The 26685-nt window shown below is 34.5% G+C and carries 20 protein-coding genes; 8 read left to right on the top strand and 12 right to left on the bottom strand.

The genetic code is table 11. The annotated features are described in order from the left end of the window. Nucleotides 1-65 precede the first annotated feature (65 nt). Complete coding sequence (locus HNS38_RS01190) at nt 66-1805, bottom strand: tetratricopeptide repeat protein (RefSeq protein WP_172345848.1); 1740 nt, start codon at nt 1803-1805, stop codon at nt 66-68. A gap of 495 nt (nt 1806-2300) precedes the next feature. Next, on the bottom strand, nt 2301-2612 hold the full coding sequence (locus tag HNS38_RS01185; RefSeq protein ID WP_172277750.1) for an isoamylase early set domain-containing protein: 312 nt from the start codon (nt 2610-2612) through the stop codon (nt 2301-2303). Nucleotides 2613-3072: 460 nt separating this feature from the next. Here HNS38_RS01185 and HNS38_RS01180 point away from each other — a divergent pair, with 460 nt between their 5' ends. Beyond that, nucleotides 3073-4074: a LamG-like jellyroll fold domain-containing protein gene (locus HNS38_RS01180; RefSeq protein ID WP_172277748.1), complete on the top strand. Its 1002-nt coding sequence runs from the start codon at nt 3073-3075 to the stop codon at nt 4072-4074. A gap of 17 nt (nt 4075-4091) precedes the next feature. On the opposite strand, the gene HNS38_RS01175 is transcribed toward HNS38_RS01180, so the two are convergent. The 8 genes from HNS38_RS01175 to HNS38_RS01140 form a co-directional block, all read right to left on the bottom strand. After that, complete coding sequence (locus HNS38_RS01175) at nt 4092-5036, bottom strand: DUF3137 domain-containing protein (protein WP_172345847.1); 945 nt, start codon at nt 5034-5036, stop codon at nt 4092-4094. Nucleotides 5037-5157: 121 nt separating this feature from the next. Then, nucleotides 5158-6144, bottom strand: a complete 987-nt coding sequence (locus HNS38_RS01170; protein WP_172277745.1) for a DUF3137 domain-containing protein — start codon at nt 6142-6144, stop codon at nt 5158-5160. Between the two features lie 4 nt (nt 6145-6148). Then, on the bottom strand, nt 6149-7111 hold the full coding sequence (locus tag HNS38_RS01165) for a DUF3137 domain-containing protein (RefSeq protein ID WP_172277744.1): 963 nt from the start codon (nt 7109-7111) through the stop codon (nt 6149-6151). Between the two features lie 55 nt (nt 7112-7166). Further along, a complete protein-coding gene (locus HNS38_RS01160) occupies nt 7167-7661 on the bottom strand; it encodes a hypothetical protein (protein ID WP_172277743.1) in 495 nt (164 codons plus the stop codon). Between the two features lie 67 nt (nt 7662-7728). Next, nucleotides 7729-8298, bottom strand: a complete 570-nt coding sequence (locus HNS38_RS01155; protein ID WP_253916227.1) for a LemA family protein — start codon at nt 8296-8298, stop codon at nt 7729-7731. A 24-nt stretch (nt 8299-8322) separates the two neighbouring features. Further along, nucleotides 8323-9393, bottom strand: coding sequence for a DUF4412 domain-containing protein (locus HNS38_RS01150; protein WP_172277742.1), 1071 nt, complete (start codon nt 9391-9393; stop codon nt 8323-8325). 10 nt (nt 9394-9403) lie between these two features. Continuing rightward, nucleotides 9404-10351, bottom strand: coding sequence for a DUF3137 domain-containing protein (locus HNS38_RS01145; protein ID WP_172277741.1), 948 nt, complete (start codon nt 10349-10351; stop codon nt 9404-9406). Between the two features lie 44 nt (nt 10352-10395). Continuing rightward, on the bottom strand, nt 10396-10887 hold the full coding sequence (locus tag HNS38_RS01140; protein ID WP_172277740.1) for a hypothetical protein: 492 nt from the start codon (nt 10885-10887) through the stop codon (nt 10396-10398). A gap of 602 nt (nt 10888-11489) precedes the next feature. Between HNS38_RS01140 and HNS38_RS01135 the strand changes: the two genes are divergently transcribed. From HNS38_RS01135 to HNS38_RS01115, 5 genes are read left to right on the top strand one after another with little or no spacing between them, the layout of a single operon-like run. Beyond that, entirely contained in the window at nt 11490-12182 is a 693-nt protein-coding gene (locus HNS38_RS01135; RefSeq protein WP_172277739.1) for a hypothetical protein, read from the top strand. Beyond that, nucleotides 12179-14938, top strand: a complete 2760-nt coding sequence (locus HNS38_RS01130; RefSeq protein WP_172277737.1) for a TonB-dependent receptor — start codon at nt 12179-12181, stop codon at nt 14936-14938. Before HNS38_RS01135 ends, HNS38_RS01130 begins: the two co-directional genes overlap by 4 nt. 19 nt (nt 14939-14957) lie before the next feature. Continuing rightward, nucleotides 14958-16076 carry a DUF4249 domain-containing protein gene (locus HNS38_RS01125; RefSeq protein ID WP_172277735.1) on the top strand — a complete coding sequence of 373 codons (1119 nt, stop codon included), beginning with the start codon at nt 14958-14960 and terminating at the stop codon, nt 16074-16076. Beyond that, nucleotides 16073-17272, top strand: coding sequence for a DUF4249 domain-containing protein (locus HNS38_RS01120; RefSeq protein ID WP_172277715.1), 1200 nt, complete (start codon nt 16073-16075; stop codon nt 17270-17272). Before HNS38_RS01125 ends, HNS38_RS01120 begins: the two co-directional genes overlap by 4 nt. Nucleotides 17273-17277: 5 nt before the next feature. Beyond that, nucleotides 17278-18879 (top strand): hypothetical protein, encoded by a 1602-nt coding sequence (locus tag HNS38_RS01115; RefSeq protein WP_172277713.1) that lies wholly within the window; start codon nt 17278-17280, stop codon nt 18877-18879. A gap of 51 nt (nt 18880-18930) precedes the next feature. Here the strand turns inward: HNS38_RS01115 and HNS38_RS01110 are convergent, their stop codons facing one another. Next, the gene (locus HNS38_RS01110; RefSeq protein ID WP_172277711.1) at nt 18931-22338 is read right to left on the bottom strand and encodes a discoidin domain-containing protein; all 3408 of its coding nucleotides are present in this window, start codon (nt 22336-22338) and stop codon (nt 18931-18933) included. Nucleotides 22339-22516: 178 nt separating this feature from the next. Here HNS38_RS01110 and HNS38_RS01105 point away from each other — a divergent pair, with 178 nt between their 5' ends. Together HNS38_RS01105 and HNS38_RS01100 are read left to right on the top strand one after the other, a co-directional pair. Further along, a complete protein-coding gene (locus tag HNS38_RS01105; RefSeq protein WP_172277709.1) occupies nt 22517-23575 on the top strand; it encodes an alpha/beta hydrolase in 1059 nt (352 codons plus the stop codon). A 191-nt stretch (nt 23576-23766) separates the two neighbouring features. After that, nucleotides 23767-25605, top strand: a complete 1839-nt coding sequence (locus HNS38_RS01100) for a YgiQ family radical SAM protein (protein ID WP_172277707.1) — start codon at nt 23767-23769, stop codon at nt 25603-25605. A gap of 205 nt (nt 25606-25810) precedes the next feature. Here the strand turns inward: HNS38_RS01100 and HNS38_RS01095 are convergent, their stop codons facing one another. Then, nucleotides 25811-26683 (bottom strand): DUF4249 domain-containing protein, encoded by an 873-nt coding sequence (locus tag HNS38_RS01095; RefSeq protein WP_172277705.1) that lies wholly within the window; start codon nt 26681-26683, stop codon nt 25811-25813. Between the last annotated feature and the right edge of the window lie 2 nt (nt 26684-26685).

The following is a 26685-nucleotide window of genomic DNA, read 5'->3' as shown; positions in this document are numbered from 1 at the left end:
TTGGAGAAAGACGATCAATTAGCTCTGTTTTTATAATCGAACTCAGGTTAATAGGGAATACTTACTTAAATCTGACTAAGGAAAGTGATTAAATTCACTTGAGAATTGACTAAGTCTAATTTTTTTCGAAGACGATACCTTGCTGTTTCAAGAGTATTAATACTTTGTCCTGTAAGTTCAGAAATGTCCTTGGTGGTCATATTAAGTCGCAGAAACGCACATAGTTTTTGTTCACTTGGAGAAAGGGTCGGATGTTTTTCTAGAAGACGCGCATAAAACCCACTATGCACCTGGGAGAAGCGCAATTCAAATTCATCCCAAATTTCATCATCCGTGCTATTTTGAAGTTCTACCACTATTCTTTTTATGGCATCTTTGGTTTCATCTTTTACTGCTTCTTCCCCAATATGAAGTAATTTATCTGTCATATTCGTAAGAATTTCATTCTTCTTCATTAAAGACATTACATGTAAAGTAAACTCCTTATTCTTATGCTCCAGTTTCTCTTCTAGTACTGATTTTTCCAACTCCACATTCTTAGATTTCACTCGTTGACGAGCCCATAATAGAATGATGATGATTAAAGCAAAACCCAATGAAAGTATGATAATGATTTTTATAAAATCGCTCTTTTGCTGAGATATACGCTCCTCTTGTTCTTTCTTTTCGAATTGATACTGCATTTCCAATTTTGAAAGTAAAGCCTTATTCTTCTCCACATTTAGGCTATCACTGGCCTCAATAATCATCAAGGTGTATTTATAGGCAGAATTGGTATCTCCTTGAGCTAAATAAACATCTCTATATAATCCATAAGCATCTAGAGCTATCTTCCTCATGTTATGGTTCTCGGCTTTTTGAAGTGCTAGTTTGGAATAGTTAAAAGCCTGGTCATAATTCTTGTGTTCAATATAAAAGGCTCCAATGTTTAAATTGCATTTCGCTTGCCAAATGGTATTGTCTAGTTCTTGAAAGATGACAAGTGCTTTATTGAAATACATTAAAGCTTCCTCAGATTGATTAAACTCCTGACTTGTCAAACCCAAATTCATATAATTAATACCTACCCATTGTTTATTTCCTAAATCCAGGTTTATTTCAATGGCCTGTTTAATATAAGATTGAGCTTTTTCAAATTCTCCTTTATTACCATAAACAGCTGCAATATTATTTAGCCCTCTGGAAATGCCAACCTTATCGTTTATTTCTTTGGCCAGATTTAATGAATTAAAATAATACTCCAATGCTTTATCATAGTTTTCTTGATCAAAATACACATAACCAATACTGCTGGTAGCCATGGCCATTCCTTCTTTATCTTGTATGTTTTCGAATGTTTTAAGTGAATTAAAAAAATGCTCAGAAGCTTTTTTATAATCTCCTAAATCAACATAATTCAAACCCAATAAGCGATATGACATAGCCAACTCAGCATGCATTCCATTTTTCTCTGCCCATAACTTTGCCTCAGTAGCCAATTCCAAAGCAGATTTAAAATCTGTCATACCCCAATAAATCTCAGACATAATAATCAAAGCCTGCACCTCAGCGCTTTTGTCATTTCTATTTTGAGAAATAGACAGCGCATCATCTACATACTTTAAAGATTGCTCCGGATTATTATTCATAAGTTCTTCAGCTAATTCCAATAGAAGGATGAGTTTTTCAGGCTCCGATTTACTATAGTTTAATGATAAACTTAAACTATCTACTCTATTTGAGTTTTGGGCAATAACAGGAGGGATAGCCATAATCATGGCTATAAGAACAAGAACAAATTGAAGGTGAATAACATTCCTTTTCATATCCAAAATAATTTGAAGAACTCAAACAATCATCAAATTTAATAAGTATTTAGAAATATTGAACTTCAATATGAATTTAGTTTAATAAACTTCCTTTTCTAATCTAGAGTTTCTGTACCAATGATAGATACGAGAAGAAACCAACACATCCATAAGAAAATAGATAAGTATATTTGTCAGTATTAAAGTATTTGAGAAAATCCAAAAAAGACAGATTAAGGAAATTGAAATATACTTTTCATTTAATTATTAATTGAAAAGATAGATACAGAATGTCAATAAAGAAAAGAAATACAATTTATAAGACAGGGCAAACTCACACTTTATCTTTACGATCAAGAATCGATATCTATTTTAATAAAGAGAAAATCTATCCGCTAATTCCGCTAATTTTCACAGATTTAATTTTTAAACAATGTTCAGCAAAGCTGATCTTTGTTTATAATCCGTGTTAATTTGCGATAATCCGCGGACAAAATAAAAGTAAGCCCTGATTTATAAGACTACTACAGCATTCTCTTCGGCCCCTAATCCACTATTGACATACTTATCAGCACTATCATCAGCTATCCATTTTTCACCATCTAGCAAATATTTGTATTGAAATTCAGAACCAGTTGGCAAATCAACAGTCACTTTAAAGGTCCCATTTTTTAATTTTTTCATGCTGATAGCATCAGCCATATTCCAACTATTAAACTCTCCTAATAAATCAACTTGGCTAGCACCCGCAACAGCTTCTTTATCCATAGAGAAAGTTACTTTACATATAGGCTTACTTTTTAAATATTGCTTTTTTAAACTCATAATATTAGTATTTAAATTTACATCACAAAGTTAATCATCATTGATTCAACAACATACAACTCTATTTACTTATTTATATACTATATTAACTGCAAGGTAAATTAAATTGTCACCGAAATACTTTATAAAGAATCCATAAAACATAGTCTCAAAAAGCCTAAGTGCAGCCATATTTATTGAATATATTTTTAATCAGGAACAAAAGAGCTTATAGCAAAACTCACAAGTAGAAAATAGGTAGTATAAGCAAAATACAAAATAGGCATTATAAAAATCAGCCTATTATTTCCTCAAAAAAACAAATTGGATACACCTAAGCAACTCTAAAACAACAGATTTGATATTGCCTTAACACTAAGTCCACTTATCTGAAACAAATCATATTTCAAACCTTATTATCATATAGCTTTTTTAACTATATTTGGATTTGAATTAATCCTGTGCATTAAACAAATCAATTATGAAAAATTTATTATTCCTTATCATTTTGCTATTCTCATTAAACAGCTATTCACAATCACCTGTTTTGTACTTCGATGGGAATGATAATTATGTGGACATTGGTCCCTTAGCTGCTACTAATGCAAGAACCATTGAATTTTGGTTCAATCTTGAATATAGTGTGGATGAATACCTCCAAAATGAAATTATATTAATTGGCACAGAAATACCCGATCCAAATGTTATGGAATGGCATTTATCTTTAACACAAGCCGGAACCACTAATCCACCGGGAACACTGAGATTTGTATATGTAGAGGCGGTTGGCCAAGTTGCTCAAGTATATAGCGATAAAAATGAATGGAATGCCAACCAGTGGTATCACGTGGCCATTGTGATCGATCAAGATCTTGGCATGTGCCTCTTTGTAGATGGAGAACTACAATATGAGAAAGTAGCCGCATTTAATAATCCAATAAATTTTAATGGTGCCAATATAGAAATAGGAAGGCAATTTGGATTTAACCGCTATTTTAATGGAAGGATAGATGACCTCCGCATCTCTAATGAGGCCATCTATTTAGAGAACTTCACTCCTCCTTGTCCAGATTTAATGGCTGATAACAGTACCATAGGATTATGGAATTTCAATAAAAATGATGGATATATTGCAAATGACTCTGGACCAAATAACTTTGATGGGATAATACATGGAGCCACTTGGGATACAGCTATGATATGTCTTAGCACAAACGATAACGAAAATCAGAATATAAAAAAGACTTTGAAGGTTTATCCAAATCCATCTGACCAAATATTTAATCTGACAGATTTTAACTTTGAATTAGAGGATTTAAAAATTTCGATATATAACTCTTATGGTCAACTTATTTTGAAAGATGATATTGAAACAGAGTTGTATCAACTTGATTTAAAAAACAGAGCCCCTGGTATCTATTATTATAGAATACTTAATAATGATAGTATTATTCTATACTCAGGTAAATTAGTCAAGCAATAGAGTAATAATCTATCCCCTTACTCCACAGCCCAAATCCTCAAGTTCAAGTTCATTTCTGTAATAATAGTTTGTATGAGTTCCAGAAGGTTATAGAAATATTCCACATCTGAAAGCTTTAAACCCTTGCCCCAAATGACGGGCTCAAATAGATTTTTATTAAACTTAATAGCACAGTTTACTCTTTGATCTACAAAACTGAAATGAAAATCTAGAGGATGTTTTTCACGAATATTCACCATGGCTTCCATCATTTTGGGAGTTAAAATATAACGAGCCTCCGTTTGGTCGGAGGAATGAACCACGTACATCTTTTCGAAATCGGAGTTTTCGAGCTTTATGAGTTCACCCTTGGAGCTTATCGTCTGCAATTTCTGACCCATCTTACCAAATAACTTCTCGGCCTTATCGGGACCTACAAAAGTCTCCCCAGTTAATTTCTTATTGAAATCTGCATAAAAAAACAATCCTCTAAAGAAATAGCTTTGCTTACTCTGCTGTGCATTCTGAGTCCCCTGTCCGACTTTTATTTCGCTAAATTCAAATCTGGTTTTATCTATATTCCCTTTTACTAAATCGTCTCCTATTGCTCGTTCTCCTTTAGCAAACATTTTGGCTTTATTAAACTCTAACACATTGATATGATCATAGGGATCGTTGTTAAAATCAGGATTGATTAATTTCACCAATTCCTTAACCACAATTTCCTTAAACTGGTGTCTATATTTAAAATACAGAGTCAAGGCCCAAGCCAAAATAATCATAATCACCAGAAAACTAGATACCATTAATGCCCAAACACCAATCTGGTTTCTAACAAAAAAAGGTATCATAAAAAACGGAATGGCTAATACTGTAGCAATGACTAGCTTCTTTTGAATGGCATGTCGGTCCTTTTCCAATTTGGCAAGCTTTGGCTTAAGCTGCTCATTATATAGGGTTTCTATTTTTTGATTTGATGACATAGGCTATTATCTTCAAGTAGATATTATAATTTGAATCAAATTAACAACAAATGACTATCCCAGCATAATCCTGGATAGTCATTGTTCTCTTATTGAATAAACATGTAAATTACATCATTAATTAATCTTTAGTCCAAATACGGGTATTTAAATCCATTTCCTCAATAATGGTTTTGTTGAGATTTAATAGTTGATAGAGTTTATTGAGTTCTTTCATATTCAGTCCCGATTTCCAAATGGAAGGTTCAAAAAGCTCTTTCGAAAACATAATGGCTAAATAGACTTTCTCTCCTATGAAACTTAAATGCATTGGTAATTTGAATACCTCATTAACATGGAGCAAGGATTCCATCAATTTGGGAGTAAGAATATAGCGGGCTTCAATTTGGCTAGTGGAATGCACCAAAAAAGTTTTAGCGAACTCTTTGTTTTCCAATGCTACCATACTACCTTTCCTCCTAGCCTTTTTATTGGAGGAAGTTGGTCTCAAGGTATCAGCCACAGCTTCTAAATCACCTTTTATCACATAGGTTTCTCCTTGGAGCTGTTTATTGAAATCCGCGTGAAAGAAATAGCCTTGAAAAACCCCATTCCATTCGCTTTTGGAGTTTCCATCACCATCGGTATAATTATAAAGGCTTCCGGTCTTTAATTCGGAACTCTCGAACTCAACCTTGCCAACCTTCCCACTAACTTTATCATCTCCATAAAACTCTTCGTAGCTTCTATTAAATAACCCACTATCAATATAAACCTCCTCTGCAACATGTGCTTGGGAATCATATACCCATTTGGAATTAATGGAATGAGCAATTTTCTCGACGATGTCTTTTTTGTACACTACTTTGTAAGTTGGAATCTTCTTATTACCAAAACCAATAATATAAATCCCTAAAAAAACTAGTCCTACAAAAGATAAGATGAGCTTTCCTCCATGTTCTTTGGCTTCTGCTCCTTGGTAGTTTGCGAAGAAATAAACAACCATGATAATAGCACTAAGGAAAAGAAGAATAGCAATGACATAGAAAATCAAAATCGACTTCCTATTAGTTTCGAGATGCTGAAGTTGTTCTCTTAAACCATTTTTCAATAATGCCTCTATACTCATGATTTTAGTCTTTGGTCCAAATACGAGTATTCAGATTCATTTCATGAATAAGAGTTTGAATGAGGTTGAATTGTTCGTTCATTTGTTCCATATCTTCAAAACGTACACCCGATTTGATAATACGAGGCTCAAACAAGTCTTTATTAAAACTCATGGCCACAAAAACTCTGGAACCAATAAAGGAAAAATGAACTCTTTTCTTATACTTATTGTAGATATTCACCATGGCTTCCATCATGGTTGGGGTAAGTACATATCGGGATTCAATTTGGTCAGTACCAAATACTTTAAATATTTTTTCAAACACAGGATTTTCGAGTTTCACCAATTTTGTTTCTCCGCCATCTTTTTCACTAAGGTTATATTTAGTAAAATCTTTTTTGGCATGTTCTGGTAATACAAAAGTTCGTCCTTTTATTTCTTTATTAAAATCGGCGTGGGCAAATAATCCTTTGAATATAGTATGCCATTCTTCTTCGGTTTTTCCATCTTTGGTAGTATAGGTCTTGTATTGGGTATGCAATTCTGAAAATTGAAAATCAGTTTTCTCAATAACTCCAGTCACCAAATCATCACCTTCGTATTTATCGCATGTTGTATTAAATAATTGACTTTTTCTATAATCAGTTTCACTAATTCTACCTTCCGATTCGTATCGCCAATCTGGATTTATCAGTTCTACGATCGCTTTTACAACATCTTGTTTATAAATGATACGATATGCTTTCTTTTGTTTTCCAACAACAAAGAACATATAAAATCCCAAGCCCAATATGGCAGCAATAGCTAAATAAAATACAATAATATAGGTTTCGGCTAATAAGAATGCGGCAGCAAATGAACCAAGCGCTCCAACAATACAGATGATATATTTATATAAAATACTTTTCCGCTGTCCTTCAATAGATTCTAAAGCAGGTTTCAGCTTAGTTTCGTAAAGATTTTGTAATTCTTCAGTAGTTTTCATAATATTGATTTTCTTTAAATGTGTTATTTTTTTGTCTAAATACGGCTCTTATTTTTTAACTATTCTTGTCAAACTTTTTTAACTCGTCCAACAATTTTTCGATTTGTTCCTTATCTTTTCCTTGATAATCTTCGGGTACTTTTTGGTCAAAGGTATCCTCTATTCTGTCTTTCGCATTTTTTATCTGATAAGATAAATCACCAATCCCATCCTTTATCCTTTTGAACACGACGAAATAAAAAAGCAGCGCAAAGCCAATAATAATCCCTCCAACTAGGATATATCCTACCATTGGAGGAAGATTAACGGATTTATTGGAGGAGCTTCCTTCAAGAGAATGGCCTCTTAAGGCATCGAGATCTTCAGTAGTAAGCTGATCTTTATCTGGTGATTTTTGTTTCTTGAGACTGGACGAGTCAGACAAGGTTTGCAAATGCTGAACCAGATCGTCATCAGGTGCCAAAGGAGAGCTTTGACATCCAAAACCAAGAAATAGTATTATCATGGCAAAGCTCAAGCAAAAGACTCTGAGATACTTTATCGATTTCATATTTATATGCATTTAGAAACAAAGCATGGAATTCAGTTTCTGAAATCCATGCTTTACCCTTCATTTCTTAGCTAGCAAATAAATCCTTAGCATTTACGTTTTCACGTTCTACTTCTGGTATTTCGAATACCTTTTTGGTTTGTAATTTCATCATTCCCGCAATGATACTACTTGGGAACATTTGAACACCATTATTGAAATCTGTTACAGATGCATTATAAGCTCTACGTGCTGCAGAAATCTGAGATTCTACTTCATTAAAAGTACGTTGAAGATTGAGGAAATTCTCATTAGATTTCAAATCAGGATAACTTTCAACAGCTACCATAATACCCTTCATGGCTCCAGTAATTTGATTGTCAAAATCTACTTTTTGCTCCGTACTCACATCAGACTTCATAGCTTGGGCACGAAGTTCAGTCACTTTGGTTAATAGTTCCTTTTCATGATTCATAAACTGCTTGACAGTAGCCACCAAGTTCGGAATAAGATCGTATCGCTTTTTCAATTGAACATCCATACCACCAAAAGCATTTTCTACTTCGTTTTTCTTCCTGATTAATCCATTATACATGGACATGACAATCAGTCCTAATAAAACGACAACAACGATAATCACAATAGTCATAGTACTCATAATTCTATATTTTAAAAGATTATATTAAAAATCAAGTTCATCGGCCATATCTAATAAAGCTTCTTTACTTTTACCTGGTGCAGATAAAAGAAGGATATACATATCGTGCTCTTCATAAGGGATAATTAAAGCCTTACCAACGGTTCCATCTGTAGTTAAATCACCAAAGCGCATGGTTTTGCCATCATGTCTAAAGCTCTCAAATTGGGCAAAATCTTCTTGCTCGTCTACCAAATTTTCATCAGAAGTTGCCATCACAGATATGATATTTCCAAAGCCTTGCATATATATGGCTACATGTTGGCCATCTTGTTGCATAACCATCGCCCTAACATAACCCTCTGGATTAAAACCATTTATCACTTTCTGAAATTTATCAAAAGGATAAGTAACAGCAACTATATCATCGTCTTCATACTCTTCCTCTTCCATGCTCATTGACATATCCATACCGCCAAATGCAGCTTGTTGTAACTCATCTAGGTTCTCAAATTCCTTACCTTCTGGAGCTTCAAAAATCTCATCAGAAAGACTTGGGTTCTTTTCAAATTCGATAGCCACTTCATTGGAAATAATTCCCATTATATTAGCTTCAGACTTTAGAGTAATTCCCTTATAAACCCAAATTTCAGAACCCATTACACTCATTTTCTCACAATCATATCCTAAAACCTCCTCAGTTCCTAATTTTTGTCCACCCATGGCTTTCAATAAATCATCAGCCATTTTCTTTTGCTCAGCTTCCGACATGTTTTCTACCATTTGATGACTCGATTTATAATATGGTAAGTTTCCTTCCATATTATCACCCTCAATGTTATCGATAGTCCAAAATCTCTCACCATTCATAATGGTAATTTTATCCACATTGGTTCGGTCTGTTATTCCAAACATTTTCACCTCTGTAACTGATTTCTCATGCTCGTGATATTTATCACCATAATTATCAAAAAATATGGTCTTCGTACCAGTAGTACTACCAGATAACTCAAGAATAATTCTTCCCGATTTAATAGCGAACCTTTTTGCCTGATTCTGAGCTTTTACTTGAAAAGCAAAACATAGAATGATACTTAGTAGAATAAATTTTCTCATTTTTATTTGTTTAAATTTTGTCAAGATATTTGATTAGATCTAATATAATGTTTTGGTGTTTTGTGTTCATGCTTTCCTTCAATAAGGAAAAAATCTTTTGCTCTCTAATGGCCAAGTAGATTCCATCTTTATGAAACGATAATTCTAAGGCATTTAGAGGTTTATCAAATTTTGGCTTAAAAATACGGTTTTTATTTTTTGAACTTTGCTTTTCAACAATTTGTTTCAAATTATTGTAAAAACTTAATATATCCTTCATCTTACCTTCTGATAGGAACGAAGTTGTTTCTTTTGCATTTAAAGTGTAGATATCGAATAATTGATCGAAATCAGAATATCCTGTTACTATTTGATCTGCATTTGGGTTGAAATATGGATTCATCAAATGATTCAGAACCTTTGGAATAGTAACATCAGGGCCAATAATTTTTGGCTTTATGATAATAGGTTCTTGGATAGCTAAAGATTTTTTAAAACTAAAAAAACACCCTTTGAAAACTTTATTTTCTTTATTGGTATTTCTTGTTCTACATTTCACTTTCAAGTTAGAAACTTCCCAGTTTTCTGATTTGAGTAAATCGCTACCCTTATAAAAAAAATCTACCTCATCATATAATAAACTATCAGAGAAAGCATAAACTGAAACATACTGATTCCCAATATACTTTAATAGAGGTTGATTTTTTAGAATCAAATCAAAGTAATACTTCTTCTGATGAAGTTGATTTAAGTCAATAGACAAATACACGAGGAGGCTAATAGAGATACTCAGCGACAATGAAAGCAGAACTACTGCAATTAATAATTGCTTGCTATTGTCTAGTGCCACAACTAAAGCAATGAGTAGAAAGAAAACAAGAATAACCAAACCCAGTATTCCTTTCAGAATACGGGCTTGGTCTGAAGCCAATGTGTTAGTCACATTCGACTCAATATGTGTATTTAAGGGGGATTTCAATTATTATATGATTATATGCGTTAAAACGAATAATTGATTATTTCTTAAGGATTGGTTTTTCCAACTACAACTGTTCCTGAAATTGTATAACTAGAACCAGTACCAGTATATTCAGCTACTACAACATCTATTTCATATTCATTTGTAGAGTTTCTCTTAATAGTTCCACTTTGAGCGTAATAACCTGCTCCATCCATAAAACTACCTGTAATCAATAAGGCAAGGCCATCTTCAGCTTCATAATCTATTGTTCCGGTAACACCTACCGCAGGAACTTCTCCAAAAGTTATGATAAAACTGTCTTCCGAATCATTATCATATGCCCAAAAAACAACCATTTTGTCAGATTCTGAATAGGTAACACTAGAAAAAAGTCTATCAAAAGTAGTTCCATCTACATCTAGATTAATACTGCCATGAATGTCTAAAATTTGGTCGATGATTTCTTCTGCTGTCTCTTCTTCTGTTTTTTTACAAGAAGTACTAATAATGCTTAATCCAATAAATAGGATAAATAAGAGTTTAATGTTTTTCATGATTTTTAATTTTTGATAAAATATTTAAAATTGATATCGACTTTAATTTCATTGTTTCGAATTGTTGATGCAAATGAAAGGGAGAAATTTGAGAAATCACTCATCACAAAGTATGAAACTGAATAAAATCCTTCTTTTTTTTTATTCATACTTTAGTATTAGACAAATCATTTAGTATTGGTTTTCTGATACTTGCGATATTTTCAGATTTGAATTTATTTATTCTCCCAGAAACAGAATGGAGTATCCTTTAAAAACCAAAACATAACCTCATTTGTATGACCTCCAATTTAAATGGCTCACAATCATCATTGGCTGTATCAATATATACCCATATTCCAGTTATAAAAATTATTCAGAACTTAGACTTGGCGTGAGTCGAAATAAATAAAATTATTTCCAGAAAAGAACAAACATGTATCCTTCCAATATTATTTCTTAAAAGCAGACAAATCCAACTTAAGAAACATCAGGACATAAGACACCAGCATATATTATTATAAATTAAGCTAAAAGCCGTGTAAAAAAGGGCAGGATAAAGAATGTATTAAATTATTACTTACTTTTGAGGGAACAAACCCAAACCAATAAAAATCAGCCTAATGAAAGTATTAAGACTAATTAATATTGCTGTACTTCTATTTTTGGGAATTCATTTTTTGGCCGCCCAAAATTTAAAAACCCAAAGAGATGTGGTTTATGGTTTATCCCCTATTTTGTTTAATGGTAAAGTGTATTCCGATTTCTATAACAACCAAGTAAATAATCATCAGTTTCTAGTCGGCAAAACCATGACTACAGGAGACATAAGGATTCAAAATCAATTATTTAGAAACCATAAATTAAACTTAGACATTTACAAACAAAAGGTATTATTAGAGTTTCAAGACCAAAACAAAGCTATCAAACTCATTGAGGTTCCCCTGGAACACCTTAGTGAATTCAGTCTTGAACATAAGCATTTTATAATCAGTAAAATCGATAGTGCAAGCTATAAGATCTATCAAATTATCGGAAACGGAAATCATCAATTCCAGATTTATTGGTTTAAAAAATTAGAAACCACCTCCACGGCCAGTGTATATGACTACCAATTTACCGATGCAAAAAAAGAAATAGTTCTCATTTGTCAAGGAGATATTTCACAAATTGTGAAGAATAAATCACTTATAAAAAATATTAAAGACATCCATCAAAAGAAATTTAAACGATGGTTAAAGGCCAATAGAATTAAAATCCATAAAGCCACAGATTCTGAATTGTATTTAGTCACTCAATATTTGGACCAATTATGAAAAAGCTCATTATACTCATCGGACTGTGGGCTTATTTTCTCCCAATCATCGCCCAAAATAATGAAAAAGTACTGCTGAATATCAAATTGACAGACTCCTCATTCCCTAATTTTATTGAAGAAGTAGAGCAACAAAGCCATTATAAGGTTTTATATCAAGAAGAATGGACTAAAAATATCAAAGTAAACATCACAAATTCTCAGATATCTGTTTTAGATGCTTTCGAAAGTATTTTAAATTCTACCGAATATAAAGCATCTATTTATGAGTCATTTATAGTTATACTTCCTCAACAAGAATTGCTAAGCCAACTTCCTGATTATAATCCTCCTCCCAAGGAAAACATAAGCGAGGAGGTTCAAAAACCAACATCCGCCTTTATGAAAGGTAGAAAAGCTGATAATATTAAAATCACAGTTGGCACATCAAAATATCCTATAGTGGGTAGAAAAGTAAAAATGAGTGGACGAGTAAGGGATGCCCAAACCGATAAAGGAGTAGAAGGAGCAACCATTTATTTTGAAGAACTAAAAAAAGGTGGGATTACAGATGCTCTAGGTTTTTTTGAGATGCAATTACCATCTGGTAAGTATAATGCTAGAATAGAGTGCTTAGGAATGGAGAAAATCAATTGCCAGATACAAGTCATATCCGATGGAAGCTTTCAACTACCTATGCAAAAAGCTAATTACGACATGAAAGAGGTGGTGATTTATGGAGATAGGCAAATGAGTATTCGTGATAAGGACCCTGGATTGGAAAAAGTAAGCGTTAAAAACATCAAAGAACTTCCCATGATGATGGGTGAAAGCGATATCATAAAGGTATCAGAAATGTTACCCGGAATTGTAAGTGTAGGAGAAGGTGCAGCAGGACTGAATGTAAGAGGAGGAAGTTTCGATCAAAATGCCTTTTATTATAATAATATCCCTGTTTATAATACATCTCACATGTTTGGATTCTTCCCAGCATTTAATGCCGATGTGATTAAAGATTTCAGCATTTACAAGGGTTATATTCCCGCTCAATATGGAGGAAAAATCTCTTCCATATTTGATATCAATGCGCGATCCGGAAATAAAAAAAGGTATACTGCTCATGGCGGTATCAGTCCTATCGCAGGTAATTTAACCATAGAAGGCCCTATCAAGAAAGATACGGCCTCATTCCTCATTAGTGGCCGTTCTTCATATTCCGATTGGATTTTGAAACAGGTAAAGGACTATACCATCAGAAATAGCAAAGCTTCATTTTATGATATAACCGCTTCCTTTAACTACGATTTACCCAAAACACAAATCAATGTATTTGGCTATATCAGTCAAGACTATTTTAAGCTTCACGATATCAACACTTATTGGTATTCCAACAAAGGATTATCGGCCAATTTTGGTCATCAGTTTAATTCTAGTCTTAGAGGAGACTTCTCTCTTAGTGGAGCTGAATATCAATTTAAAACCATCGACAATCAGCTAGAAAGCGCTGCTTATGAGCATGAATTCAAAGTGGGGCAATATGATATAAAAGCCGATTTCCATCAAATATTTACCGAGAAAAACAGTCTTGATTTTGGAATAAATGGAGTTTGGTATGGGTTGGAAAGAGGTGATGTATTACCATCAGGTAATCAATCATTACAATCACCTATCCATTTGGGTAATGAGCAAGGCCTTGAAACTGCTTTATATTTATCAGATAAATACCAAATCACTCCTTTATTGGAACTCAATGCTGGATTCAGGTTTTCCGCATACAGTGCTTTTGGTCCTAAAAAAGTATATACCTATTTTGAAAATGGACCAAGAGATGAGAGAAATATTTCGGATTCATTAACTTTCGATAGTGGTAAGGCCATCAAATGGTATTATTTCCCAGAATTCAGAGCTTCTTTAAACTATCAAACCGATGAGTTTGGAAGCATCAAGCTAGGCTTCAACCAAATGCATCAGAATATTTTTATGCTAAATAATACCATTACGGTAGCTCCAAATTCTCAGTGGAAGTTGGCTGATTATCATTTACAACCCAGTCGCTCCTATCAAGTTTCCCTTGGCGTTTTTAGAAACTTTCCTAAAGGAGGATGGGAAGCCAGTGCCGAAGTGTATTATAAAAGCACTAAAAACTATACCGAATTTAAAGATGGAGCCGATTTCCTAAGTAGCCCTTTGGTTGAAACTACTGTTTTACAAGGTGACCAAACCAGTTATGGAATCGAGTTATTAGTGAAAAGAACAGGCAAGAAACTTGGAGGATGGTTGGCATATACCTATTCGCGTTCCATGATACAAGTAGATGGCGGGGAAAAGTGGAACCAAATTAATCAAGGCGACCCTTACCCTAGTAATTTTGATATTCCTCATGTTTTTAATGCCATTATCAATTACCGAATTAGTAAACGAGTAATATTTAGTACTTCCTTAACCTATCAAACTGGTAAGCCTGCTACTTTCCCAACTAGTTATTATTATATAGAAGGCCAACCCTATCTCGACTATTCCAAACGAAACGAATATAGAATTCCAGATTACTTTCGGACCGACATCTCTTTAACTGTAGAAGGAAACTTAAGAAAGAAAAAGCTACTTCACAGCTCATTTATCTTCAGTGTTTATAATCTTACCTCCAGAGAAAATCCCTATTCTGTATATTTCACCAAAGAACAGGGCAGAATCTCAAGCTATCAATATGCTGTGATTGGCGTACCTATCTTTACTGCAACTTGGATATTTAAATTGGGGAACTTCGATGCGGATTAATCAACTTATATATCTAATCTTGTTCATAATTTTGACCTCATGTATCAAAAAATACGATCCCAATTTCAAGGATAATGCCTTACAAAAATATGTGGTACAAGGTACGGTGAACAACCAAGAAGGGTGGCAAGAAATAGATATCTCCATTTCATCAGCATTAACACAACCCGCTTATATTCCTGTTGGAGGTTGCCAAGTAGAAATTATTGATGATGAAAACCAAAAATTTGACATGGAAGAATATGAAAAGGGCAAATATAGAGTTTGGATGAGTCAAGAATACTTGGTTGTGGGTAGAGCTTATAAAACTAGAATTGTTTTACCCAATGAGGATATTTTGGAATCATCATTTGACCAGATGCCTTCTGGACCAGAAATAGAGGGTGTGTTTTTCCAATTAAAAGACTTGCCCACTAGCGAACCCGATGAATGGATAAAAGGAATTCAATATTATACCCATTTAAAAGCAAGCAGCCAACAAAGCCGATTTTATAGATGGCAAATCACCGAGACTTGGGAGTTTCACTCTGCTTACCCCAAAGAGTTTTACTATGATGGGGTGGTCAACCATATCTTTCCACCAGATTATTCCGAATTTTATTGCTGGACCACTAGAGTTGTTGATGAAATATTTACACTTTCTACCCAAAGTTTAAGCGAGAATGAATATTCCAACCTCCCATTACACTATGTAAGTAATACCTCAGAACGATTATCGGTTCTTTATAGTTTTATGCTTAAACAAATTGCGTTGAGTGAGGCTGCCTATCAATACTGGGACCAATTGAGAATCAACAATACCATTGGAGAAGGTCTCTATGCTTCTCAACCCCTAGCTATTAAAGGGAATATCGTAAATACAACAAATCCTCACTTGGAAGTATTAGGATTTTTCCAAGCTAGTTCCGAAACCAGTAAAAGAATATTTACTGAACCTTTAAACGATTTAGAACTGGATTATTCTAATAAATGCTCTCCTGCCTTGATGAGAAAAGGATTGATCGAAATAACACCTAATATGTATCCTGCTTGGCTAATGGAAGATAGAGGGGTTTGGATTCCAGTATTAATGAATGATGAATGCGTAGATTGCACTCTACGAGGTGGTAAAACTGAAAAACCAATTTTCTGGCCATGAAATTGAAATTAATGAAACATATTACTCTTTTATTTTCATCCCGAAAAATGATGAACATTATCCTTTCATTAATTATTCTATTGGGTTTATGGACCTGCATAAAGCCTTATAATCCAGCATTAAAAGCGTCCTCAATAGAAAAATATGTAGTCCAAGGGATGGTGAGTAACCAGGAAGGTTGGCAAGAGGTAAATGTTAGTATCACCTCTTCAGTTAAGGAGCCTCATTTTATTCCTGTCGATTTTTGTGAAGTAAAAATCATTGACGATGAAAACAATATTTTCGATTTAATTAACACTGGGGATGGGACTTACAAAGTCTGGATGACAAGCGATGAATTGGTCATTGGAAGGGGTTATAAAATAAAAGTAACTATCGTAGGTGGTATAGTCTTGGAGTCCGACTACGACTATATTCCAAAAGGTCCAGCTATTGGGGAAGTATATTATGAAGTGGAACAACACCATATTGATTACCCAGAAGGCTGGTTAATGGGAGTCCAGTTTTACACCAATATGACAGGCGAAAATTCTGATAGCAGATACTACCGCTGGAAACTCACAGAAACCTATGAATATCACTCTGTTTATCCTCTTGAGTTTTATTATAATGGAGAAATTCAGCAAGTAAGCCCTCCAGATTCTTCGGAAATGATTTGTTATAGAACAGATTTGGTAGATGAGATTTTCACCTTAAGCACCGAAAGCTTTAGTTCTAACAGTATCAATAAATTCCCTCTTCATTATATTGAAAATACAAGACCCAAATTAGGAATTCTATATAGCCTTCTTATAGAACAAATGGCACTAAGCAGAGCAGCCTACTTTTACTGGGATCAACTCAGGCAAAACAACGAAGAACAAGGTGGCCTTTACGCTACACAACCACTTGCTGTAAAAGGAAATATAAGAAATACAAGTTCACCTGACTTTGAGGTTTTAGGATTTTTTCAAGCCAGTAATATTAGCAAAAAAAGGATATTTGTAGAACCGAAACCTGAATTCGAATTAAACTACTCAGATCGCTGTTATCCAGAGCCATTAAGATTCGGATTTATTGAAATTTCACCCCGCGATTATCCCGCATATTTGCTATCTGAGGATGGATTTCCTTCCACTACTATATTAAATGACGAATGTATTTTTTGCACCATGCGTGGTGGTGTCACACAAAAACCCGAATTTTGGCCAAACTAATGATGATGAAAAACAAAATAACATATCTCCTTGTCGTGATTTCAGGACTACTACTCGCTAATGTGAATGCACAAGGTTTATTGCCAGCCGAAAAAGCAGAAACCTGGACTGATAGAGCTATATATATATCTGGAGAAGAAATCTGTTTCTCTGGTATCCTCAGTATTTCAGATGAAGATGAGTTATTAAGCACAGTTGTTTATGTGGAATTAATCAGCCCAGAAAATCAGAAGATAAACCAAACAAAACTCCCAGTTATCGATCAATCTTATTCCGGAAAATTAATTATTCCTGAGGATGTGTTAAGCGGTTATTATTTCCTAAGAACTTATACAAAATGGATGCGGAATGGAAGTCCTTATGATTACCATTACAATCTTTTAAAGGTAATTAACCCTTTCCAAAAGGAGGTTTTGGACATTAAAGACTCGCTGATAGTTCATGAAACCATATCAAAATTAAAACCCAATGCAGACCTTTTGGTTAGTAAATCTAAATATACAGTCGGTGATCCATTAGTCATTCATTTAGATAAATCGGTGGCTGAATTTAAAAACCCAAGTGTGAGCATGATTCCTGCAGGAAGTCAAGCCTTCAAACTTAACAAAACAAAACCAAAAGTTGAGTATTATTATCAAATGAAATACGAAGCTGAAACAAGAGGATTAAGCTTAAGTGGAAAAATACTCGTGAATGGCCATGTTTCGCCATTTCATCAATTAAATGTTCATATTCTTGGTGAAAAAGATTTTATCTCGGTTTTATGTGATGCCGATGGGCATTTTAACGTAGCATTGGTAGAAGATTTTAATGAAAAGGAGCTTTTTCTTATTGCGGGTTCTAGCGAAGAAGGAAAAGTAGAAATTCAAATCGATCAAGATTTCTGCACTAAAAAAATAAACTTGAATACCCCAAAATTCACAGTTGAAAAAGCAGAAAAGGAAATCCTACTAAAAATGGCTAAACGACAACAAATAGCAAGTATCTATGAAAGCAAACCCATTGTAAAAAATAAAACCAGAAAGAAAAAAGCCTTTTATGGCTCTGTTTTTAAAACCATCGATTTTGATTTTTATGTGCCATTGGATAGCATGTCACAATATTTTACAGACTTGCCAAGTTGGGTGACTATTAAAAAGAAAAAAGGTAAGAGGAGCTTACATTTAATTGGAACTCAAGCAGAATTAAACATTTATCCTTCACTAGTGATGGTGGATTGGGTGCCAGTGGACGAGGCAGATAGAGTCCTAGCCATGAATCCTAAGTTGGTGAAAGAAATTGAAGTTATCAATCAGGCATATGTTCATGGTAACCAAATATATGGTGGGGTAATTCATATTAAAACACGAAAAGGAGATTTTGGCAATATGAGATTTCCTGAGTCGGGTCAATACTTAAACTACTTATTTTACTCCTTTAACATGTCCAACTTACAAACACAACAATCCTTCTCCAATACCATTTATTGGAAAACAGATCTGAAAGATTTCTCGGATATTCATTTGCAGACTCCTTTATTTTCAGGGAAATATCTGATTATGATTCAGGGAATAGATGAAAACGGAGAATACGCTTGGCAAGCACAAGAAATTCAAGTAGGAAATTAAACACAATTAAGGTCTAGATCAAAAAACACCTTGTTTGAACCTAAATAAAACTTAATTCTTTATCACTTTCACTCTAAATATGAACCCATTTGGAGAAATTAACCTTATTATGTAAGCTCCAGTTTGAAAACCTTCCATATCAATAGTTAGATTTTTATTCTGAGTTCTTAGGGCATTAGATATCAATACTTGTCCCGACAATGATACCACTTCGTATTCATTGATTTGCATATTGGGCAGATTAATATTCACCAAATTAGTTATGGGTATTGGGAAGGCTTTTAAATCATTAATAGATTCCATATTTGATATTCCTAATAATTCAGTACAGCCTACCAATGAAAACTCAGCAGCCGAAGCCCACTCATTTCCATTAACTTCAGAATGTGCTACGAGTTTAAAAAACCTTCCATTAATAGATTCCTCAAAGACTACTGTTTGAGGAGCCGCAGAATTTTCAAAACTAGAATTACTCATTTCATGCCATTCATAACCATTATCGCTGATATATAGGGTGTAATCTTTAATTCTACCATTTTCCCCATCCTGTCTCGGTAAATAAGTGAAATTAAAGAGTTGATATGCACTACCAAAATCCACTATCATTTCATGAGGATAAGGGTCCGATCCGCTGCTCCACTCGGTATGCCAAATAGTAGATGGATCGCCATCAATGGACATAGATGCCAACCCAGGATAGTTCTCTTCCTCACTATCCACATAAAAAACCTCCCAATCACCTTTTGGTAATTCTGCTGGATTATCGCAATTTTCAATGGATGAACAAGCCCCAGCCCAAACCATATCAGTTATTGTTTTATTATATTCTTGTCCATCTTTTATTACACTAAGGCTTACGGAATAATATCCTGTATCCCCTAATATCACTTTTGGATTTCTTAAATTTGCATCCTCAATAAATAAAGGTTCTGGTGATATTTCCCAATGCCAGGATGCTCCATCATGATTCATGATACTATGATCATTAAAAAACAGGGTATCCAACATACAATTATAGAATTTCTTTTCTATCCAAGGATTTACCAAAATGGCCATTTCTTCCTGCTCCATTGGAGATTCCCAAACACCTCCACTACCACCAACTCTTAGTTTTGCATCTCTATAAAATGGCATGGCATAATTCACATTCATTCCTGAAGGATATCCAGTGTCGAATTCTGTCCATGTATCTTCATCTTCTCCTCGTTTGAAAACTCTAGCAGCTTGCCCGTTTTCAGCATTGGTAAACAAATAAACAATATCCTGTAGGTTCTCATCCGGCTGAATCACCAAACACTTGGTATAAGTATCCAAATCTCCTGTCCAATCCATCCAAGTATCTCCACCATCTGTTGATCGAAAAACTTGCCCAATATCTTCTGTCCATGTCCCATTACTCAAACATGCATATATCGTGTTTTCATTCATTGGAGAAATGGCAAAATGCGTTTTCCCTCTCCAATAAGAATTACCATAATCGCCACTTGTTAAACTGGGTTTTGATTCCCAAGAATATCCATCATCTGAACTTCTATATAAACCTTGCCCTACAACATCAGCATATATCACATGAGCATTTGAATAACTAATGTCTAAAAACTTTACTCTGCCCCCAAAATCATGAAGCATATCGAAAGTTATACCGCCATCAATGCTTTTCCAAAAAGCATTTCCTTCTCCTAAAAATACCGTTCCATAGTAATTGGGATGGAATACGATATTGCCTCTTCTGCCACCATATTCATCCATATTAGGATACTTACTGAAAATAAAACGCCCTTCAGGTTTTCCTTCAGCAGTTTCCGGAAGAATCCAGCCATTACCCAAATCATTAAAGGCTGCATGTCGGCTTTTACCAGGCATTATCCATCCAGTAGGAGATTCAGCACCTCCCATTCTCAATGACTTATCATTATAAAAATCGGCCATGGCTGTATTTCCATTATGGTACCTTCCTCCAACAATAAGATCCTCATTCCATCCTTGATGAAAGCCCCACATATCTGACCCTATGATTCCATTTGTTCTTGAAAAATAATTATTGGTACTGGTGAAGTTATCGGTTGTAAAAGTCATTCCTCCATCAGTAGCTAGCCATGTGTTACCATCTGACAGCAACTTCATATCCTGAATATCTGGATGTATTTGAAAAGAGCCTGTATATCCACCTATGGCATGAAACTGACCTCCAGAATTTGAAGATTTATATAAAGTTGTTGTTCCCACAAAAATCAAGGATTCATCAATTGGAGATATCTCTAATACTAAATCGAAAAAACCTTGCCCATTATTCATTGGTAATTGGCTGGTATTTCCTTCTGCTAATAAGCTCCAATCTCCAATACTCATGTCAGATTGATATAAATAAGGTGTATTATCAGTGCTTAGCAATATAGCTAATAATAAGTCTGGATTCGCTGGTGATGAAGCTAACAGTCCTCCACTAGCATCATTTATTCCACTTGGAAATTGAGAATCGTAATCAAAGCTCCCACCTGCATCAGTTGATTTTAGAATAGCAAAATTCCAATTATTCCATGATATGGCATAAATGACGTTTGAATCATCAGTCTTAATTTGTACATCATAAACATTAGGACCATAAAACACATTCTCAAAGCTTTCACCTCCATCATTGGAGATAACAATACCATTAGAAGTTCCAAGTATCAGTTTTTCAGGATTATTCGGGTCAATCTCCATATTATTAGTGTGAAAATACTCGTCTTGACCTAATAAAGGAATCCAAGTCAATCCACCATCCACTGTTTTGTGTACTTGGCTTTCAGCACATACATAAACTATCTCTTCATTTTCGGGATCTATACTTAAGGCAGATATCCCACTGCCAAAAACATAATTCAAGCCAATCTGTTCCCATGTTAATCCATTGTCTATGGACTTATTTACAAAACCGGTCTCAGTTCCACAATATAATATTTCGGGATTAGATGCCGAAACATCAAAGCAATACACATTCACTTGCCAAGGACAAGAGGAGGGTGCTGTTGAAGATCCATTCTCGTTTAACCAAAAGGTCTCCTTCGGACCTAAAAAGCTCCAGTTTGAGTTGGTTTTATATGCATGAGTAATTGATGCCACCTGAGTTTCCAAAAGATTCTCTTGATATTTCTTCAAATCAGGAATTTGAATATATCCATCCTCCAAAACAAAAGCCTCTATATTTCTTTTCCAAATTTTAAAATAGCGTAAAATGGGTGATTTCGCTACTTCATTATTTTGCAAATAGTCTGAATATGCTTTTAATACCTCATTATAATTAACAGGCTCCTGATATAACATCTTAGCCCATTCTGGATACTCATCCTGATAAGCAGGCTTATAGGTTTTTATCATTCCTGGATAATCATCATAAATGGTATAATGATCTTGGGCCTTAAGATTAAAACTAATAAGAATAATTAGAACAGCTAAAGAATAATGGATTTGTTTTTTCATATTGCAAACATAACAAAGAAGTTTTATTAGTCTTCACGCTAGATCTAATTTAATTTAAGCCCTTGTGATTTTCAATCACCTTGTTTTCTTAAGAAATCCTAATTAGCATATTATTAACTACCTATGACTAAGTGTTTATAATGTCATTCCCTACTTTTGCTTCACTAAACACATACGCATGAATTCCTATATAAAAGTACAAATTTCAATATATATAAGTATAGTCCTTTTTAGTTTCATTCTAATTACAACAAACGCTATGGCTCAGCCAACAGGGTTTCTTTATTCTAATGAAATCAGTAAAGGCTCTACCATCTATATCATTTCTAATCATGATACTACAATGATTAATAATGAGGTTTATTCCAACTATGAATTAAGTAAGGACAGCATCCCCTATTTCTTCAAGGGAGAGTTTATCACTGCCGATTCTATTCATTATACCTTAATGGATTCTAGCCAATTTATCAACGAGATATCGGCTATAGAAGATGATTGGTTGCTTTTTATTCATGGCGCTGGAAAGACCTTTAATAATGCAGTACATAGAGGTTATGATGTTCAACATTATCAAAAAGTGAATGTAATAGTATTCAGTTGGCCCAGCAGAAATCCTAATATCAGTCCAGGGGAAAACTTAAAAACTATGAGACCCAATGTTTCAAAATCTATGGTTCATTATAAATATATTTTGAGCCTGATGCGAACTTTTAGAAAAGAGAACAAAGGTTTCGAAACGCACTCTTTATCTGCAATTTATCATAGCATTGGCAATCAATACCCTAAGAATTTGGCACTAGAGGATTCTGCATTTGCAAATCAGGAGCCCATTTTTAAGTATAGTATCATCAATGCTGCTGCGGTGGAAGAAAAAAACCATACTCAATGGGTAGAAAATTTCAATCTTCAAGAAAGAATCATCATCAACTCAAATATCAATGATGTAAACCTGAATGGCATTCGTATCTTCACCAAAGAATCTTATCAACTTGGAGAAACAGCATTCTATCCATTGGCAAAAAATGCCACTTATATTAATTTTTCAGATATCGTGAAATTCACACTTCCTCCTGGCGCTGCTCATACTTATTTTATTGGCAAATCTCCAGCTAAATACCCAAGTGTTTATGATTTCTATTATGATATATTCCATGGAATCTCCTCCAATTTTACTCAAATACCTTATATTAAGAAGAGAGCGGATGGTGATGTTTATGATTTTTTAAAAGACCAGTAGCGTAGCTCTCTGAGCTGCGTTAATTAAAGCTTCAAACGAAAGAATACCTGAACTACGATTAAAGATTATAAAGCAACAATTCAGGAGAATAGTGCTCCCCTTTTCCAATAAACCATCCCCAATTCGTTAAATCATATCCAATTTTAACAATTTAGATTCCCATTGTATTTTTCCCATTATCTTTGCAAACTATGTATCAAGAACCTAAGATTACAGATTGGTTACCCATCACCAAAAAAGAAATGTTGCAGCGCGGCTGGGAAGAATTAGATGTTATCCTCATCACCGGAGATGCCTATGTGGATCATCCCAGTTTTGGAGCAGCTGTTATTGGACGACTTATTGAAGCCGAGGGATTTCGTATAGGAATCGTTCCTCAACCCAATTGGCAAGACGATTTACGCGACTTTCAAAAGTTTGGAGCACCTAGACTTTTCTTTGGCGTAACTGATGGCAATATGGATTCTATGGTAAATCATTACACCGCAAACAAAAGACTCAGAAGTAATGATGCTTTTACACCAGGTGGTGCCCATAGCTTTCGTCCGGATTATGCCTCGGTAACCTATACCAAAGCTTTGAAAAAATTGTATCCTGATGTTCCTGTAGTTCTTGGAGGAGTAGGTTCTTCTCTTCGCCGTGTTACCCATTACGATTATTGGAGTGATAAGCTTCAACCATCTATATTGGTTGAAACAGGTGCCGACTTATTGGTTTATGGAATGGGCGAAATGCCCCTCATGGAGCTAATCAGACTTTTAGATAGAGGGGTTCCATTTTCATCCATTAAAACCATTCCTCAGACTTCAGTTTTGATTGCTGAGAACGAGAAGATTCCGGTGAATAAAAAGTGGGAAGATTTTGAGCTCACCTCGCATGAAGAGTGTTTGAAAGACAAGTTGAAATTTGCTGCCAATTTTAAACATATTGAGCAGGAATCCAATAAAATGAAGGCCAAAAGATTGCTACAAAAAGTAGGTAATCAAATGGTTTTAGTGAATCCTCCTTTTCCTACCATGAGCGAAAAGGAAATAGATCGTTCTTTCGACCTTCCTTATACTCGACTTCCTCATCCTAAATATAAAAAGCGTGGTGATATTCCTGCTTTTGAAATGATTAAATTCTCTATTAATATGCATAGAGGATGTTTTGGAGGATGTAGTTTTTGTACCATTTCTGCACATCAAGGAAAGTTTATTGCCAGCCGTTCTAAAAAATCCATTTTAGAGGAGGTTGAACAGGTAACTCAGATGCCAGATTTTAAAGGTTATTTGAGTGATTTGGGTGGACCAAGTGCCAATATGTATCGTATGAAAGGTATTGACCAAAGCATTTGTGGAAAATGCGTTCGCCCGAGCTGTATCCATCCAAATGTTTGTAAAAACTTAGATACATCACATCAACCCCTATTGGATATTTATCGTTCTGTAGATGCCAATCCTAATATTAAGAAAGCATTTATTGGCAGTGGAATTCGTTACGATTTATTGGTAAAAGATCGCAATAAGCAAGGCGATGAAGGAGAGTTAAATGAGTATCTAGAACAAGTTTTAACCAGACACGTCAGTGGCCGTTTAAAAGTAGCACCAGAGCATACTAGCGATGATACTTTGCATATTATGAGAAAGCCTCCTTTTGAGAATTTCAAGAAGTTCACCAGTAACTTCAATAAGATAAATGAGAAGTTAAAACTCAACTTGCAGCTTATCCCCTACTTTATTTCCTCTCACCCAGGATCTAAGCATAAGGACATGGCGAATTTAGCAGCTGAAACCAAAGATATGGGATTCCGGTTGGAGCAGGTTCAGGACTTTACTCCAACCCCTATGACCGTAGCAACAGTAATCTACTATTCTGGCTACCATCCTTATACTCTGGAGAAAACTTTTACTGCCAAATCGAAAAACGAGAAACAAGAACAACATCGTTTCTTCTTTTGGTATAAGTCGGAAAACTTTGCTTGGATGAAAAAGGTATTGAAGGATCAGCCTGCTATATTGAAGAAGTTGATGACTAAGAAATCTAAATAGTTATTATAACAACACCTCGTTATCTTCGATTAAAACCTCAATCATCTTATGTGATTTTTTGTTTGCCTCTTACTTGAAGGGAGCAAAAAATCTAATCTCCTAAATATGGTTCAGTAAGTTCTTTTGAAGACATGAATATTTCATTTTAAAGCCCTAGGAATCAGACTCTGTTTAAAGCCAGAGTAAAACGGATATGTAAACATCATTACTCTGTAAAATCAACGGTCTTTTCTGAAATAATCAAGGAACCATAAGTACTACTATAAGCAGCAAAATACCCAAACCCACTACCGCTGATATTGCCCACAACATTGGCTGGAGGTCCTCCAAATAGAGGATTTTGAAAGGAAGTGGCTTCCGACATATTAGCTAAAAAAGTATAGTGAGGCTTTGTAATTCCACCCATTTGCAGCACCACTGTATCGCCCATTTCAAAGCTTTGGTTGTCATAAGAATTGTTGAAATAGGAAATACCGATTCCATAGGTATAGTTTCCATCGAAGAGCTTATCGTCGGTAAAAGAAACTTTATTTAGCGTATCGGTCATTAACTCGTTATTCTTGTAGACATTGAAAATATAGAAGTTTTCGATTCCTCCAGGATCCAAAGCATAAAGTTTGACTATCCAAAAACCATCATTACCAAATCGACTATTAAACTCCATACGGATAGAATCCATGGCCCCTACATCTACTAACTTGGAGCTGGCTTCATATATTTTCGATCCTCCGATTTCATCTTCCAAATCAATTCTGAGTTCATAGGTTCTTCCAATCACTCCATAATAATCATCAGGTGTTTGATAGGTTCCAGCTTCTGTTTCACTCAACTCTACTGCATTTCCCAAATCATCAATAAACCTGACTTGTGCACCACTTACTTTTGGCGCTGGCTGATTATAATAATAAGAAGAAGTTTCTGATAAATAAACGGAATGAGCCATAGTATCATTAGTCAAATTTGCTTCCACTATCAATCGAGCAAAAGTTTCATCTAACTCAATATCGATACGTTCTGTACAGCTAATCATACCAAGAGCTAGCGCAACGAATAATAGGTATATATATATTGTTTTCATGG

This window comes from Lentimicrobium sp. L6, assembly GCF_013166655.1.
In the GTDB taxonomy this organism is placed as follows: domain Bacteria; phylum Bacteroidota; class Bacteroidia; order Bacteroidales; family UBA12170; genus UBA12170.
The sequence above is the reverse complement of the archived record's forward strand: the minus strand, read 5'-3'. Positions and strand labels throughout refer to the sequence as shown.

What these genes read in the sequence shown, in the direction of transcription:
- HNS38_RS01190 (WP_172345848.1), bottom strand. Translation starts at nt 1,805, where the DNA reads ATGAAAAGGAATGTTATTCACCTTCAATTTGTTCTTGTTCTTATAGCC.
- HNS38_RS01185 (WP_172277750.1), bottom strand. Translation starts at nt 2,612, where the DNA reads ATGAGTTTAAAAAAGCAATATTTAAAAAGTAAGCCTATATGTAAAGTA.
- HNS38_RS01180 (WP_172277748.1), top strand. Translation starts at nt 3,073, where the DNA reads ATGAAAAATTTATTATTCCTTATCATTTTGCTATTCTCATTAAACAGC.
- HNS38_RS01175 (WP_172345847.1), bottom strand. Translation starts at nt 5,036, where the DNA reads ATGTCATCAAATCAAAAAATAGAAACCCTATATAATGAGCAGCTTAAG.
- HNS38_RS01170 (WP_172277745.1), bottom strand. Translation starts at nt 6,144, where the DNA reads ATGAGTATAGAGGCATTATTGAAAAATGGTTTAAGAGAACAACTTCAG.
- HNS38_RS01165 (WP_172277744.1), bottom strand. Translation starts at nt 7,111, where the DNA reads ATGAAAACTACTGAAGAATTACAAAATCTTTACGAAACTAAGCTGAAA.
- HNS38_RS01160 (WP_172277743.1), bottom strand. Translation starts at nt 7,661, where the DNA reads ATGAAATCGATAAAGTATCTCAGAGTCTTTTGCTTGAGCTTTGCCATG.
- HNS38_RS01155 (WP_253916227.1), bottom strand. Translation starts at nt 8,298, where the DNA reads ATGAGTACTATGACTATTGTGATTATCGTTGTTGTCGTTTTATTAGGA.
- HNS38_RS01150 (WP_172277742.1), bottom strand. Translation starts at nt 9,393, where the DNA reads ATGAGAAAATTTATTCTACTAAGTATCATTCTATGTTTTGCTTTTCAA.
- HNS38_RS01140 (WP_172277740.1), bottom strand. Translation starts at nt 10,887, where the DNA reads ATGAAAAACATTAAACTCTTATTTATCCTATTTATTGGATTAAGCATT.
- HNS38_RS01135 (WP_172277739.1), top strand. Translation starts at nt 11,490, where the DNA reads ATGAAAGTATTAAGACTAATTAATATTGCTGTACTTCTATTTTTGGGA.
- HNS38_RS01130 (WP_172277737.1), top strand. Translation starts at nt 12,179, where the DNA reads ATGAAAAAGCTCATTATACTCATCGGACTGTGGGCTTATTTTCTCCCA.
- HNS38_RS01120 (WP_172277715.1), top strand. Translation starts at nt 16,073, where the DNA reads ATGAAATTGAAATTAATGAAACATATTACTCTTTTATTTTCATCCCGA.
- HNS38_RS01115 (WP_172277713.1), top strand. Translation starts at nt 17,278, where the DNA reads ATGAAAAACAAAATAACATATCTCCTTGTCGTGATTTCAGGACTACTA.
- HNS38_RS01110 (WP_172277711.1), bottom strand. Translation starts at nt 22,338, where the DNA reads ATGAAAAAACAAATCCATTATTCTTTAGCTGTTCTAATTATTCTTATT.
- HNS38_RS01105 (WP_172277709.1), top strand. Translation starts at nt 22,517, where the DNA reads ATGAATTCCTATATAAAAGTACAAATTTCAATATATATAAGTATAGTC.
- HNS38_RS01100 (WP_172277707.1), top strand. Translation starts at nt 23,767, where the DNA reads ATGTATCAAGAACCTAAGATTACAGATTGGTTACCCATCACCAAAAAA.
- HNS38_RS01095 (WP_172277705.1), bottom strand. Translation starts at nt 26,683, where the DNA reads ATGAAAACAATATATATATACCTATTATTCGTTGCGCTAGCTCTTGGT.